Genomic DNA, 14,851 nt, shown 5'->3' on the forward strand with positions numbered 1-14,851 from the left:
CTGGCGACGCTTTCGCTCCGAAAATGAACGTGCGCGGATAAATCGAGAAGTGTGAATCCTCTTTCAGCCGATTGTATAAATGCATAATGTGCAAAACGTTTAACAACTGCCGTTTATAAGCGTGCAGCCGTTTCACTTGGACATCAAATATCGACGATTCGTCGACAACAATGCCCGTTTTTTCCGAAATGCGCTTGGCAAGCTTCAGCTTCCGCTGCTGTTTGACCGCAGCCAACGCCTGCTGAAACGCCGGATCGGAAGCATAAGACTTCAGCTCAATCAATGCTTCCGGCTCGCGGATCCAGCGCGGACCAATCGTTTCCGTAATCAACGCCGACAGCTCAGGGTTGGCTTTCAACAGCCAGCGCCGGTGCGTCACCCCGTTCGTTTTGTTGTTGAACTTGTGCGGCGCCCATTCGTAAAACAAGCGCATCTCCCGCTGTTTCAAAATCTCCGTATGCAGTTTCGCCACGCCGTTGACGCTATGGCTCGCAACGACGGCCAAGTGCGCCATTTTCACCATCCCGTGGGCGACGATGGCCATTTGTTCAATCCGCCCCCAATCGCCGGGATAACGTTCCCACAGCTCGCGGCAAAACCGTTCGTTGATTTCCTCGACGATCATATAAATGCGCGGCAACAGCGGCTGAAACAGACGAATCGGCCATTTCTCCAACGCTTCCGCCAGCGTCGTATGATTCGTGTACGCGATCGTATGGGTCGTAATGTGCCAAGCCTCTTCCCAGCTCATCCCTTCCTCATCGAGCAAAATGCGCATCAACTCCGGAATCGCGAGCACCGGGTGCGTGTCGTTGATATGAATGGCGACATATTCATGGAGGCGGCGCAAGCTCCCGTGCTGGCGGCGATGGGCGCGAGTGATGCTGCCGAGGCTGGCGGCGGCGAGAAAATACTGCTGCTTTAACCGGAGCAGTTTGCCTTCATCGTGCGTATCGTCCGGGTACAAAAACTCCGAAATGGCTTCCGTCTCCCGCTTGTATTGCATCACATCTTTATGAAGCGGGAACGTTTTCGCCGGCTCGGCGCTCCAAAGCCGGAGCGTGTTGACCGTGTTCGTCCCGAAGCCGATGACCGGCATATCGTACGGCACAGCCATCACGTTTTCGCTGTCGACATGGCGGAACACAAGGCGGCCGTTTTGTTCCGACACCTCGACCCTTCCCCAGAAGCGAACTTCGACCGCCAGCTCTTCTTTCCGGATTTCCCAAACGTTCCCGTTTCGCAGCCATTGCTCCGGCAGCTCGACTTGATAGCCGTCAACGATTTTTTGGTCAAACAGCCCGTGTTTATAGCGAATGCCATGGCCGTGGCCCGGCAAATTCAATGTGGCGAGCGAGTCAAGAAAACAGGCGGCGAGCCGCCCGAGCCCGCCGTTTCCGAGCCCGGCGTCCGCTTCGCATTCCTCAATGTCCTCAAGGCGGATGCCGAGCTCGCGAAGCCCCTCTTCGACCATCGGGCGGACGCCGAGGTTTAACAAGTTGCTTCCGAGCAAACGGCCGAGCAAAAACTCGATCGACAAATAGTACACCTGCTTCCGCCGCTCCGCCCGGCAGCGCTCGTTCGTCGCGATCCAATGGCGGCTGATATGTTCGCGCACCATATGGCCAAGGACATGATAATGATCGCGCGCCGTCGACTCCGCAAACGGTTTGCCGCACAACGCCTCGACCCGCGTCACAAACGCCCGTTGAAACGTTTCTTTATCCGCGAACAAGCGCGTCTTCCCCCTTTTTGTTCAGCTGTTCGTACGCTTTTCGATACTCCCTCGCCGACCGGCGCCAGCTGTAATCGCCGCGCATCGCCCGCTCCATGAGCCGCTCCCAGACAGATGGCTGGCGGTAGAACGACAGCGCCCGGCGGATCGTGTACAACATGTCGTGGGCGTTAAAGTTCGTAAAACTGAACCCGTTCCCTTCTCCTGTGAATTCATTGTACGATTGCACCGTATCGTTCAGCCCGCCCGTTTCCCGAACGATCGGAATCGTCCCGTACCGAAGCGCGATCATTTGGCTCAGCCCGCACGGTTCAAACAATGACGGCATTAAAAACAAGTCCGCGCCCGCATAAATTTGATGGGCGAGCGGTTCGTGAAAGCCGATGTACACCCCGACTTTGTCCGGATAGGCCGCCGCCATTTGCGAGAAAAACTGTTCAAACCGCCAATCCCCCGTTCCAAGCACAACAAGCTGCATCTCTTCCTGCATCAGATCATGGAAGACGCACGTGACTAAATCGAGCCCTTTTTGCGCCGTCATTCGCGTCACCATCGCGACAACGGGCGCATCATCCCGCTCTGGCAGACCGAACCGCCGCTGCAGGGCGCGCTTGTTGAGTTTTTTTCTTTCCCGCGTATGTACGCTATAGGTCGCCGCCAAAAACGGATCGGTTTCCGGGTTGTAAAACTCGTCGTCAATGCCGTTTAAAATGCCAAGCAAATCATCCCGCCGCGCCCGCAACAGCCCGTCAAGCCGCTCGCCGTAATAAGCGGTTTGAATCTCTTCTTTGTACGTCGGGCTGACCGTCGTAATCAAATCGGAGGCGACAAGCGCCCCTTTCATAAAGCTGACGCTTCCGTAAAACTCGAGATGGTCGACGGTGAAATACCGTCCGTCCAAATTCAACAAATCCTCTAAAATCCCGCGCGGAAACAGCCCTTGAAACTGCAAGTTGTGAATCGTAAAGATCGTGCAGATATCCGCATAAAACGGATCATGACGGTATTGCTCGCGCAAGAAAAACGGAATCATGCCGGTGTGCCAGTCATGGCAATGAATGATGTCGGGCTGAAACGAAATCGCCGGAAGCGCGTCCAGCACCGCCCGGCAAAAATAAGCGAACCGCTCGCCGTCGTCATCATGGCCGTACAGCTGCGGCCGTTTGAAATAGTATTCGTTGTCGATCAAGTAATAGACGACCCCGTCATGCTCGAGCTCCTCAACGCCGCAATACTGGCGGCGCCACCCGACTGGCACGACGAACTCCGCCACTTTGTCCATTCGTTCTTTCCACTTTGAAGCGATTGTTTCATACTTGGGCAACATGACGCGGACATCGACGCCAAGCCGGCGCAGCTCTTTCGGCAGCGCGCCGGCGACGTCGGCCAATCCCCCTGATTTGGCAAACGGGGCGCATTCTGATACGGCAAACAGCACGTTCATCGGCTGACGACCTCCCCTTGCACCGTTCCTTTGCGAACGACAAACGGCCGCTCCGCCGTCCCTTGCAAAACGACCCCCGGTTCGATTTTCGCGTCTTTGTCGACGATGACGCCATCAAGCACACAACCATCGCCGATTTGGCATTTTTGCATCACGATGCTGTTCTTCACAACGGCTCCTTTGCCGATTTTCACGGAACGAAACAAGACGCTGTTTTCCACCGTTCCTTCAATGACGCAGCCGTTGGCGATCATCGAGCGCTTCACATTCCCTTCCCGCCGGTATTTCGTCGGCGGCTCGTCTTTCACTTTCGTATAAATCGGCCGCGATGGAAGAAAAAGCTGCTCCCAAACACTGCGGTCAAGAAGCTCCATGCTCGCGCGGAAATAGCGGGCGAGCGAATCGATGACGGCCGCATACCCGCTGTATTCATAGTCGCAAATGGACAGCGAATGACAGTTATCGCAGACGACATCGACGATGCTTCGATAGCCGCGGTTTTTATAATTGGCAATGAAATCAAGCAGAAGAGACGTCTCCAACACGTACATCTCCAGCGGCTCGCCGCGATGGCAAATTCGCGTCACATCGCAGCCGCGTTCGATATGGCGCTCGAGGACGGCGTCAAAGTCGATGTTGCACACCGTGTAGCTATTGACGATGACCGCATACTTTTGCCGACTCCGCAAAAAATAGTCGATATGCTGCTCAAAATGGGCAAACGCCCCGACCCGGCGCTCACCGGAAAACAACAAGTCCGGCGATGGGAAGAAAAACAATCCGTCCCGCTTTCGGTTTAAATCCCAATTCTTCCCTGATCCTAAATGGTCCATCAGCGACCGATATTGGTATTTCGGAAAAATCGCGACGCTTTCAATGCCGGAGTTGACCATGCTTGAAAGCACGAAATCAATGAGCCGATACCGCCCGGCAAACGGCACCGCTGCGATTGAGCGTTGCTCGACAAGCGGCGCCATTGCCTCCATATACGTGGTCGCGTCGATGACGCCCAACATCATGTTGTTGTTCATTGTGCTCCATCCTTCCTTGCGGTGTCCTTATTCCGTTGCTTGATCCACTCGGTCGTTACGAGCACGACGTCATCATCAGCATCGCCCGGGCTCACAGTCGAATGCGGCGGGATGACGATCTCCGGAGTGACGATCGCTCGCTCGACATACGCTCCTTCACCAACTGTTGCCCCTGGCATAATGACGGATTCTTTCACAACCGCTCCCTTGCCGATGCGGGCGCCTTGAAACAGCACTGAGCGCTCCACCGTTCCTTCCACGACGCATCCCTCATTGATGAGAGAATCGCTCACTTCCGCCTCGGGAGCGATGTATTGCGGCGGCTGGTTCGGGTTGACCGAATAAATGCGCCACGAGCGGTCAAACAAGTCAAGTTCATTGTGTTCATCGAGCAAATCCATGTTGGCTTCCCACAAGCTTTTGACGGTGCCGACATCTTTCCAATAGCCTTTGAACGGATAGGCCACGAGCCGCTTGTTCTCCCGAAGCAGCCGCGGAATCACATCTTTGCCAAAGTCGTGCGACGAATGCGGATCGGCGTTGTCGATTTGCAAATACTCCCTCAATAACGGCCAATTGAAAATGTAAATGCCCATCGACGCCAAATTGCTCTTTGGCTCCGCCGGTTTTTCGGCAAACTCGACAATTTGCATCTCGTCATTCGTATTCATAATGCCAAACCGGCTCGCTTCTTCCCATGGCACTTCAATAACGGAAATCGTCACATCGGCCTGTTTGGCGATATGGTAGTCGAGCATCTGCCGATAGTCCATTTTGTAAATGTGGTCGCCGGACAGCACGAGCACGTAGTCCGAGTCGTACTGTTCAATATAATTCATATTTTGATAAATGGCGTTCGCTGTGCCTTCGTACCATTTGACGCCGGAAGAGGCGGAGTAAGGGGGAAGGACGGTGACGCCCCCGTTTCTTCGATCTAAATCCCATGCGCTTCCGATGCCGATGTACGAGTGCAAAAGAAGCGGCTGATATTGGGTCAACACCCCGACTGTGTCAATGCCCGAGTTCGTGCAATTGCTCAACGTAAAATCAATGATCCGGTACTTCCCCCCAAACGGCACGGCTGGTTTCGCGATGTTTGTCGTCAGCGAGCGAAGCCGGCTTCCTTGCCCGCCGGCCAATAACATCGCGATGCACGTCTTCTTCATTCTGCTTTCTCTCCCCTCGTTTTTGCACTGGCCGCAAAATGGAAATGCCAAACGGCGGAATCGTCATGCGCACATGGTACGGTTTTCCATGAAACGGCTCATGGAAAGCGGGAAGCCGCTTCCCGTTGACATGTCCCGAACCGCCAAACTCCGCTGCATCGCTGTTCAGCACTTCGCGGTACGGCGCCAAAAGCGGCACGCCGACTTTGTAATCGTCATACGCCTGATTTGTGAAATTACAAACAATGACCAGCACATCACCTTCTTTTTTCCCCCGGCGGATGAATGAGAAAATACTTTGCTCGGCATTATGAACGTCAATCCATTCAAACCCCTGCGGGTCGTGGTCGAGCTCGTAAAACGGCTTATACCGCTTGTAGCAGGCGATCAATTGCTTGACATACTCATCCATCTTCCGGTGCAAGTCAAAATCAAACAGCACCCAGTCGAGCTCTCCCTCAAACTTCCATTCGTCAAACTGGGCGAATTCGTTGCCCATAAACAACAACTTTTTCCCGGGGTGGGCCATCATGTAGCCGTACAACAGCCGCAGCTGGGCGAACTTCTCCTCGTACGACCCCGGCATTTTGTTGAGCAGCGACTTTTTGCCATGCACAACTTCATCATGGGAAAACGGCAAAATGAAATTTTCTGAATACGCATAAAGGAGGGAAAAGGTGACTTGATTGTGTGCATGCTTCCGCTCATGCGGCGGCGTTTCCATATACTTCAGCATGTCGTTCATCCAGCCCATGTTCCACTTGTAGTTAAACCCAAGGCCGCCATCGTACGTCGCGCCGTCACCCGCGGCCAGTCGGTCGAATCTTCAGCGATCATCAAGACGTTCGGGTCATAGGCAAACACCGCCTCATTCAACTGGCGCAAAAACTCGACCGCATACGGATTTTCATAGAGCCGATCGTTGTTCGGCCAATAAAGCATATTGGCGACCGCATCGACGCGAAACCCGTCCACATGGTAATACTCCAGCCAAAACAACGCATTGGAGATCAGAAAGCTGCGCACTTCCGGCTTGCCCAAGTCAAAATTCGCCGTCCCCCAGACGTAATTTTCTCGGTCTTTTTCATTCGCGTATTCATACGTCGGTGCGCCGTCAAACATGTACAGCCCGTGGGCGTCCTTGCAAAAATGCCCCGGCACCCAGTCGATGATGACGCCAAGCCCCGCTTGATGGCAGCGGTCGACGAAATACATGAAATCGTGCGGCGTGCCATAGCGGCTTGTCACCGAATAATAGCCGGTCCCTTGATATCCCCATGAACGATCGAGCGGATGCTCGACAAGCGGAAGCAGCTCAATGTGCGTAAATCCGCGCTCCAGCACGTACGGAATGAGTTCGTCGGCCATCTCACGGTACGTATAAAAGCGGCCGTCCGGTTTCTTTTTCCACGAACCGAAATGAAGTTCATAAATGACCATCGGTTGGTCATAAATCCGCTTTCGCCGTTTCTTCCGCTGCCAAGATGAATCATTCCACTCGTATCCTTTCAAATCGTAGACAATCGAGGCGGTATGAGGGCGCAATTCGGAGTAAAAGGCGTACGGGTCGGCTTTCAACAGAACACGGCCATCCGGTGTGATGATCTCATATTTATAGAGATGCCCTTCCAAGTTTTCTGGAACAACGATCGTCCATACCCCTTCGTCGTTCACCTTCGTCAGGGGGGAATTCGCCCCATTCCAATCGTTGAAACTGCCGACAAGACGGACTTCCCGCGCATGGGGCGCCCACACGCAAAAGCGAGTGCCGACCGCTCCGCCGTCGCGGATGACATGAGCGCCGAACAACTCATAACTTTGATACAAACGGCCTTCATGAAACAAATACACTTCTAAATCTGTCGGATTCGCCGCAATCAAGCTGGATCGCATCCTTTCCGAAGCAAAATGATGGCCATACACAACATTGATTCCTATTCGCCAACAGAAGGCTTCATTCCTTGAATGCTTCGTCTATACTTTTAGACAAATTCCAACAACCGCTGTTTCTGGCTGTCGAAATTTCATTTGCACACAGGCGGATTTTTATATTATAATATATATAAGTTGATAATTATTATAAATAACGGAGGTGCATTATGGCTCCAACACTGTACGATTTTCACCATCTCCCGCACGTCAAAACGCAAAATGAATCGAAAAAAGCGCTCTGGGTGACGCTTTTGTTGACCATGTTTTTCACCGCCGTCGAAATCATTGGCGGACTGATTTCCAACTCACTCGCCCTCTTGTCCGATTCGGCCCATATGGCATCCGATGTATTGGCGCTTGGCTTAAGCATGGTCGCCCTCTACATGGCGACGCGCCCGCCGAACCGCCGCTTTACGTTCGGCTTTTTGCGGTTTGAAATCATCACATCGTTTTTGAACGGGCTGACGTTGGCCGTCATTGCGCTGTGGATTTTATGGGAAGGCATTCAGCGTTTTCTCCATCCTGAACCGATCCACTTTCGCCTCATGCTCGGGATCGCAGTGATCGGCCTCGTCGTCAACTTGACGTTGACCATCGTCTTAAGCCGGAGCACGAAAGAGGAAGACAATTTGAACGTTCAGAGCGCCCTTTGGCATTTCATCGGCGACTTGATTAGCTCGATCGGCGTCATCGTTTCCGCGCTGCTCATTTACTTCACCGGCTGGACGGTGTTCGACCCGATCATCAGCTTAGTGATCGCCGCCATCATTTTCACAGGCGGGGCGAAAATTATGCGCGAATCGTATCTCATCTTAATGGAAGCCGTGCCAGATGGGTTCGACCTCGAACAAATCCGCGCCGATATTCGAAAGATCGAAGGGGTCGAAGACGTGCACGACATGCACTTATGGGCCATCTCAACCGACCATTACTCGCTGTCGGCTCATGTGTTTGTCAACGAACGCATCCAGCCGCTATGCGTCATCTTGGCGGTGAATGAAATGTTGAAGGAAAAATACGGAATCGAGCACGCCACCATCCAGGTGGAGCACGCCATGCTCCATGACCATGGCCGCTATGGCCGGGCGTTTTTGGAGAAAAAAGCTTCCCATGAATAGGAAATGCCGCCTCTGCTTTGAATGGCATGGGCGGCTTTTTCGTTTGTCCATTTTCCCTTTCAAACAAAAAGGAATCAATACGATCCGCGGCGAACATATAGAGTCATCATGCCGAAGGAAGGGATGCCTCATGGGAATCGGAACGATCTTCGCGTTTTTAGGCGTCGCCGTTTTGCTTACGTTAGCGCCAGGGCCAGACATTTTGTTCGTCATCGCCCAAAGCCTGTCCCAAGGCAAACAGGCGGGCATCGCCACCGCGCTCGGGCTGTGCACCGGCCTGCTTGTCCACATCAGCGCAGCCACGCTTGGCGTCTCGGCTGTCATTTACCAATCCGCCTTGGCGTTTGCCATCGTCAAGTACGCCGGTGCCGCGTATTTGCTGTACTTGGCATGGCAGGCGTTCCGCGAAAAAGACAGCAGTCTCGCCTTTGGGCGGCAGAAGCCAATGGCATACGCCTCGCTGTACAAAAAAGGCATTGTCATGAACGTGCTCAACCCGAAAGTGTCGCTCTTCTTTTTGGCGCTCCTGCCGCAGTTCGTTGATCCGTCAGCGGGCCGCGTGCCGCAACAGATGTTGCTTCTTGGCGCCGTCTTTCTCGCTCAAGCGCTCGCCGTCTTCACCTTGGTGAGCATCGGCGCGGAAAAACTGCGCCATTGGCTCTTGGCCAACACCACCATCACGAAGCGAATCCATTGGCTCAAAGGCGCCATCTTCGCCCTAATCGGCATTCAAATCGCCTTCAGCGAGCGTTCGTAGCGGTGCGCGGCCAGGAGCGGCCGCTCCTTTCTGCGAGCAGCCCCCAACACCTCTTTTACTCAAAAAAAGCGCCGCGCCTCCTAGAAGACCGGTGAAAAACAACGGATTCGCTCGATTTGCGAGAAGTCGAAAGGGATAAAGTTATGGTGTTGCAAGGTTTTTCAATTTGAGAAACGCTGTTGGGGAGCAACATTTCCCCTTAAATCACAAGCCTTCTAGGAGAAGCAACGGCAGAAACAACAGCACATCGGGACCAAATGACAAAAGATTGGGCATTTCAACCAAAACCAACATGGCGGCCTTTCTCTCGCAGGCCGCCATCCGTTTGTATTGTTCCCGCTGCGGCTTCATGAGCCTGACGCCAAGCGGCAACAACCTCATTCCCTTGTCTCTCACGTTCTCCCTCCTTGTCACGCCGACCGCCGCACCGAAGCGCAAACCGGCGCAATAGAAAGGAAGGAAATGCTCATCGAGCGATCTCCCCGCACTCATCCGCCGAACCTACTTGACAAAGCGAGCCATCAAAATCAAATCCCAATACGTCCCGTCATCGATTTTTGCAGCTTTTTTCTTCACGCCTTCTTCCACAAATCCAAACTTTTGATACAATCGAATCGCGTTCGTGTTGTCAGCGACGACTTCGAGGCAAACTTTTTCAATCAAAGGATTTTCTTTTGCCCAATCAAGGAGCGCTGCAAGCAACGCCGTGCCGATCCCCTGGCCTCGAAAGCCGTTTTTCACGCTCATGCCGAAAGACCCTTGGTGCTTGGTTCGCCGCTTATTTCCATTATGAAAATCTAAAAACCCGATCATCTCTCCGTCATGCTCGGCCAACAGCGCCAACTTTCCAGGATCGTCCGCCATTTTTTGCAGCCATTGGCGTTGTTGCTCTTCTGTGACCGTCACTTCCGCTTCCGTCGTAAGCAAGTAAAGCGCTTCCGCGGTCACGGCCTTGACAAACGCAACGATCCGCTCAGCATCCTCGGGCCATGCCGTCCGTATAACAATCGGTTGGCCGCTTGCCGTCACCAACCGCCTTGGCTGGATGTTTCCCATAGCCATCCTCCTTGCTTGATGTGCATCCGTATAGATTCGTAAGCACGAGGGCAATATCCTGCACGCAAAAGAAAAACCTCTTCTGTCTCATAGTTCGTATTACCGTCAACCATTGGGCCATTCACCAAAAGCCCCGATATATTTTTAGTGATTCGCCTGATGAATGTTGAACCATCCACTTTCGATATGCTCTACGAACACCACCCCAGCTCCCCTTCATCACCATTGTTTTGATGGCTCGTTTGTCAATAAAGTAACCACTTGACAAACAGAAAAACAAAAGTATACTAATAGTATACTTTTGATACTAGGAGTATCAGCTATGAAAGAACATATCGCCGCTGTACACAAACAAACGATTGCCCAAGCCGCTGAGCGGTTGTTTCTCGAACGCGGGTTTGACGGCACGTCAATCAGCGACATTTGCGCAGCGTCGGGATACAGCCGCCGTACGGTGTACCGCTACTTTGACACGAAGGAGGAGATTTTGTACTACATTGTCGCGAATGGTCTCAAACAGTTGCGTGATCGTCTAACCGACATCGTGCAAGCCGAGCAGCCGTTTTTGGCCAAGTACGAACACATTTGTAAAGCAATGCGCGCTTACTACGAACATTGTCCCGTTTCGGCGCGCGCCGTCCGCGAGTTTCGCCCGCCATCGTTGGACGCAGTGACACCCACCATGGAAGCTATTTTCTCTTTAGGAACGGACATCAATGACGCCCTCTCCCGCTGGATCGAGCAAGGCATCGCAGAAGGCGTTGTCCGTGAAACCGCAGACGTCATGATGACCGTGTACGTGTTCTCCGCACAGCTACACGCGTTGTTTGACCTTATCGAAACAAAAGGAGCGTTTTTGCTGCCGACGCTCGGCAAGACGAAAGAACAATTTGTCGCCTACGGCCAGAAGATGATTCTCCATAGCCTCGCAAAGGAGCCATTGCCATGAAACCAAACGAACCGAGCATGACCGCATTGATGTCCTGTTTCGTCCGCGCTTATCATACGGAACACGATACGCCTGTCATATTTCGTGACGATATGGCCAGACAGCTGATCACAGACGAAGAATACAAACAAATCCAAACCTTTCTCGCCAACGGCTTAGGATTTTTTGCCCCCGAGCGGCTTGATGCGTTCTCATCGGACGAAGAGAAAGTGAAATGGATCGTCCAAACGCAGCTCGCTCCGACTCCAATCGCCCGCGCCGCCTATACCGAACGGATCGTCCAACACGAAAAGCGGCTTGGCGCGACGCAGTATGTCATGTTAGGAGCAGGGATGGATACGTTCGCCTTCCGTCATCCAAACAGCGGCCTGACGATATTCGAAGTCGACCATCCCAACACACAGCAATTCAAGCGCGAACGCATCCACATGGCCAACGGGAAGATGCCAAACTGCTTGCAACTGGTCGCCGCTGATTTTACCAAGGATGACGTGGCTTCCCGATTGCTCGCAGCCGGCTTTCGCCCAAACGAAAAAACGGTGTTCAGCCTGCTTGGCGTCTCATATTATCTAGAAAAAGAGCACTTCTATCGTCTTTTGCACCAACTCGCTCCATTGATGACAGAGGGCAGTTCTATCGTGTTTGATGTTGCCGATGAGCAGCTGTTCACCTCCACCGTCAAGCGGGTGCAAAACACGCTCGCCCTCGCCCGGCAAAGCGGTGAACCGATGAAAGCGGCGTATTCGATCGAGGAACTTGAGAAACAGCTGCAGCATCACCGTCTCCTCATTTTCGAACACGTATCGCCGGAACAAATCCAAGCGGAATTTTTCTCGAACCGAAACGACGATCTGACAGCGTTTGAACATGTCCATTATGTCCATGCGGTGCGCAAATAACATCCAGGAAGGCCTCTGAATTTTGTGATTTTCCATGATTATGTGATATTGAAACATGTCTATTCACCAAAAAATCGACCGAGTCCTCTTTGAAGCATCCCGCTTCAAAGAAAGGCTCGGCCGACAGGTTCCTTCTTATTGCCCTTTCGTCACCGTCGCTGTGGTCGCTTCACTATGGTTTTGCGCTTTGTCTTCTTGTGTCACAATGATCATCAGCTGGCCATTGTTGAATGCAGACAGATCGATCGTCTTCGAAAAATTCCCATTCGAGTCCGCCGACGTCCGTTCCACGAGAGATTTTTGTCCATCCGTAATGATGATTTGCACCAATGCGTTGCTTTCTGCCATTCCTGCGATCGTGTATGCCGCTTGATTTTGACTCGTAACAGCTGGCAGGGCGTTCAATGATGGAGTGGCAACAGCTGTATCCTTCCAAACCGTCGCGGTTGCCTCTGGGCTTACATTGCCTGTAACGCTCGTTTGAACGGCTGTAATGGTAATCAGTCCATCGCTTAACGGGGAAATATCCGCTTCTACATGGTATCTCCCGTTTTCTTCCACCGTACCGACTGTGCTGATTTCATTCGTTCCATCGGACAAAGTGACCTCCACTTCCGCTCCTGGCTCTCCCTTGCCCGTCACCTCATAAGCAGTTGCATCTGCACTGGCGTTCACATATCCTTTATTGTCAATAGACGGCTTGGCCGGAGAAGACAACGATTTGATGAGGACGACACTTGCCATCCGGCTTTCATTCCCCGCTTGATCGATCGTTTTCACACGGATCGTGATCTTCCCGTCCTTCAGAGAAGAAGTATTGATCTCCACTTCATAATTCCCATCTTCATCCACAAGCCCGCTCGCTGAGACGGATTTTTTTCCATCAGCAGCCTCCACCACCACTTTCTCTCCAGGCGTTCCTGTCCCCGTTACTGGATAAGCTTCATAGTTGAAAGCGTTGATATATCCTTCATTCAACAGCTCAGGGGCCTCTATGCTCACATCTTTCCGAAGCACTTTCTTCGATTGGCCGCTTTGGTTTCCTGCCGAATCCACACTAACCGCGGAGACCGTAATCTCTCCTTCCGCCAATCTTCTTGCATCGATCACCGCCCGGAATCTCCCTTTGCCGTCTGCACGCACCGTTTTGGTGATGCGCTGCTTTCCATCGCTCAACAAAACTTGCACAGCGCTATGGGGTTCTGCTGTTCCTTGGACAGCATAAGCGTTCTGCTGCTTGGCATTGATCCATCCTTTATGCAAGAAGAAATCAACGGTATTGACGAAGAATTAATTGAAAGTAACACTGAGGAATTTTACGGGCTTCAATGGGTGGGTAAAAAAGAAGCCCGTCGTCTTGCTTTTTTACCGCCACAAGGAACTCTTAAATTTATGGAAGGAGAAGGGATAAACGAAGAGAACGCAAAGCATATATTAATCGAAGGGGATAATTTAGAGGTTTTACGTTTATTGCAAAAAAGTTATTCAGGTAGAATAAAAATGATTTACATCGATCCTCCTTTATAGTTTTATAGTGAAATCACTTTATCATATACACATAAGTGCGAATTTATAACACAAATTCGTACTTTTTTGTCGAACAAAACACTACTAAATGCTATAATGTCGTACCATGTAAAGAGTGAATTCATGATGCTATTGTTTACGTTAACCAGAAAATTGTAAAATTCAATGAGAAGCTAATATATGTGGGGGATGAGTAGTGAAAACATTAAAGGAAAGGATTATTCAACTTCTACAGGAACATAGCGGTTTGACCGATAGAGAAATTACCAATCGAATATTGGGAGAAAAAAAGCCACAGCAACCTGTCAATCAGGCATGCAGGTCATTAGAGGCACAAGGAGTACTGAAGAGAGTGAAAAGACAAGATGGGCTTATCGGTAACTATCTTGCCACAGACCAGCATGTGGTGGATTATTTCCAGAACAAAGGAAAGAAGGATCTTGAAGAGGATAAAAAAGCCTTTTCTGAAGATAACATCAAACAGGTACTTATTTCGTATCTTCATGCAGACGGATGGAACACCCGAGTGGCATGGGGTAAGAATCGTGGAATTGACATAGATGCAACAAGAGAGACAGATCGATGGATTATTGAAGTGAAAGGAATGGGTTCATATCAGCAAATGAATGTGAATTACTTCCTAACGATATTGGGAGAAATACTGCAACGAATGGAAGATCCTTATGCGAAGTATAGTATTGCCTTGCCTGACATACAGCAATTTCGCAATCTATGGGATCGGCTACCATTATTAGCGAAAGTGAGAACAGGTATTACGGCATTGTTTGTGGATGAAAATGGTGAAGTGACAGAAGTTACCTGAATCAATTACTCAATAAAATGACTCTATTTTTATCGATTACTGTAGATGAGCAAATTCACTAACATAAATTGACAACCAAACAAAAAAGGAGACATGAACCGGACTCCTTGGATAAAATAGATGTGCTCACAACTACCCACAAGGAGGTTCATGTCTCATGAATCGATGAGCACATCACCAAGGAATCGACAAGTTTTTCTTCACGCTGGGGTTGACGCTGCAGCTTTCCAAACCGGTCTTGAAGCACCTCGTTCACCTTGTCGATGCCTTGACCACCAAGGGATTCTCGGGAACGTTGACCGATGTCCATCACTGGAGCTTTCATCCGAATCATCGAACGACACTCCGTCACTTTTTCACGAAAAGCCCTTGGGATGAGGAAAGGCTGCTTGGAAAGCTTCAAGAGTGGATCCT

Annotated in this window: 13 protein-coding genes and 2 pseudogenes; 7 read left to right on the forward strand and 8 right to left on the reverse strand. The window is 51.4% G+C overall.

Annotated features, from left to right (window positions below):
* The 5 genes and pseudogenes from glgP to glgB form a co-directional block, all read right to left on the reverse strand.
* Positions 1-1,735, reverse strand: a 1,735-nt coding sequence (gene glgP, locus I656_RS12335; RefSeq protein ID WP_020754087.1) for a glycogen/starch/alpha-glucan family phosphorylase, incomplete at its 3' end; no start/stop codon positions are given.
* A complete protein-coding gene (glgA, locus tag I656_RS12330; RefSeq protein ID WP_015375683.1) occupies positions 1,722-3,179 on the reverse strand; it encodes a glycogen synthase GlgA in 1,458 nt (485 codons plus the stop codon). The genes glgP and glgA, both read right to left, overlap by 14 nt.
* Complete coding sequence (locus I656_RS12325) at positions 3,176-4,210, reverse strand: sugar phosphate nucleotidyltransferase (RefSeq protein WP_020754088.1); 1,035 nt, start codon at positions 4,208-4,210, stop codon at positions 3,176-3,178. The genes glgA and I656_RS12325 overlap by 4 nt, the downstream gene beginning before the upstream one ends.
* Entirely contained in the window at positions 4,207-5,376 is a 1,170-nt protein-coding gene (locus tag I656_RS12320; protein WP_020754089.1) for a glucose-1-phosphate adenylyltransferase, read from the reverse strand. Before I656_RS12320 ends, I656_RS12325 begins: the two co-directional genes overlap by 4 nt.
* A pseudogene (gene glgB / locus I656_RS0114835) lies at positions 5,258-7,269 on the reverse strand (1,4-alpha-glucan branching enzyme). The gene I656_RS12320 and the pseudogene glgB overlap by 119 nt, the downstream one beginning before the upstream one ends.
* Before the next feature lie 206 nt (positions 7,270-7,475).
* Here glgB and I656_RS12315 point away from each other — a divergent pair.
* Together I656_RS12315 and I656_RS0114840 are read left to right on the forward strand one after the other, a co-directional pair.
* On the forward strand, positions 7,476-8,426 hold the full coding sequence (locus I656_RS12315) for a cation diffusion facilitator family transporter (protein ID WP_020754092.1): 951 nt from the start codon (positions 7,476-7,478) through the stop codon (positions 8,424-8,426).
* A 130-nt stretch (positions 8,427-8,556) separates the two neighbouring features.
* Positions 8,557-9,183: a LysE family translocator gene (locus tag I656_RS0114840; protein WP_033004846.1), complete on the forward strand. Its 627-nt coding sequence runs from the start codon at positions 8,557-8,559 to the stop codon at positions 9,181-9,183.
* 204 nt (positions 9,184-9,387) lie between these two features.
* Here the strand turns inward: I656_RS0114840 and I656_RS18950 are convergent, their stop codons facing one another.
* Both I656_RS18950 and I656_RS12305 read right to left on the reverse strand, forming a co-directional pair.
* Entirely contained in the window at positions 9,388-9,564 is a 177-nt protein-coding gene (locus tag I656_RS18950; protein ID WP_235048593.1) for a hypothetical protein, read from the reverse strand.
* Positions 9,565-9,684: 120 nt separating this feature from the next.
* Complete coding sequence (locus I656_RS12305) at positions 9,685-10,239, reverse strand: GNAT family N-acetyltransferase (RefSeq protein WP_033004849.1); 555 nt, start codon at positions 10,237-10,239, stop codon at positions 9,685-9,687.
* Between the two features lie 322 nt (positions 10,240-10,561).
* Here I656_RS12305 and I656_RS12300 point away from each other — a divergent pair, with 322 nt between their 5' ends.
* Together I656_RS12300 and I656_RS12295 are read left to right on the forward strand one after the other, a co-directional pair.
* Complete coding sequence (locus I656_RS12300; protein ID WP_025950178.1) at positions 10,562-11,188, forward strand: TetR/AcrR family transcriptional regulator; 627 nt, start codon at positions 10,562-10,564, stop codon at positions 11,186-11,188.
* A complete protein-coding gene (locus tag I656_RS12295; RefSeq protein WP_020754096.1) occupies positions 11,185-12,087 on the forward strand; it encodes a class I SAM-dependent methyltransferase in 903 nt (300 codons plus the stop codon). The genes I656_RS12300 and I656_RS12295 overlap by 4 nt, the downstream gene beginning before the upstream one ends.
* 135 nt (positions 12,088-12,222) lie before the next feature.
* Here I656_RS12295 and I656_RS12290 read toward each other — a convergent pair whose 3' ends face one another.
* Positions 12,223-13,350 (reverse strand): Ig-like domain-containing protein, encoded by a 1,128-nt coding sequence (locus I656_RS12290; protein ID WP_020754097.1) that lies wholly within the window; start codon positions 13,348-13,350, stop codon positions 12,223-12,225.
* Between I656_RS12290 and I656_RS0114845 the strand changes: the two genes are divergently transcribed.
* From I656_RS0114845 to I656_RS17650, 3 genes and pseudogenes are all read left to right on the forward strand, one after another.
* A complete protein-coding gene (locus I656_RS0114845; RefSeq protein WP_164832298.1) occupies positions 13,300-13,614 on the forward strand; it encodes a hypothetical protein in 315 nt (104 codons plus the stop codon). The genes I656_RS12290 and I656_RS0114845 overlap by 51 nt on opposite strands.
* 196 nt (positions 13,615-13,810) lie before the next feature.
* Positions 13,811-14,437, forward strand: coding sequence for a hypothetical protein (locus I656_RS12285; RefSeq protein WP_020754098.1), 627 nt, complete (start codon positions 13,811-13,813; stop codon positions 14,435-14,437).
* 184 nt (positions 14,438-14,621) lie between these two features.
* Positions 14,622-14,851: pseudogene (locus I656_RS17650) on the forward strand (IS701 family transposase); the annotation flags it as partial.

This window comes from Geobacillus sp. WSUCF1 (assembly GCF_000422025.1).
Lineage (GTDB): Bacteria > Bacillota > Bacilli > Bacillales > Anoxybacillaceae > Geobacillus > Geobacillus zalihae.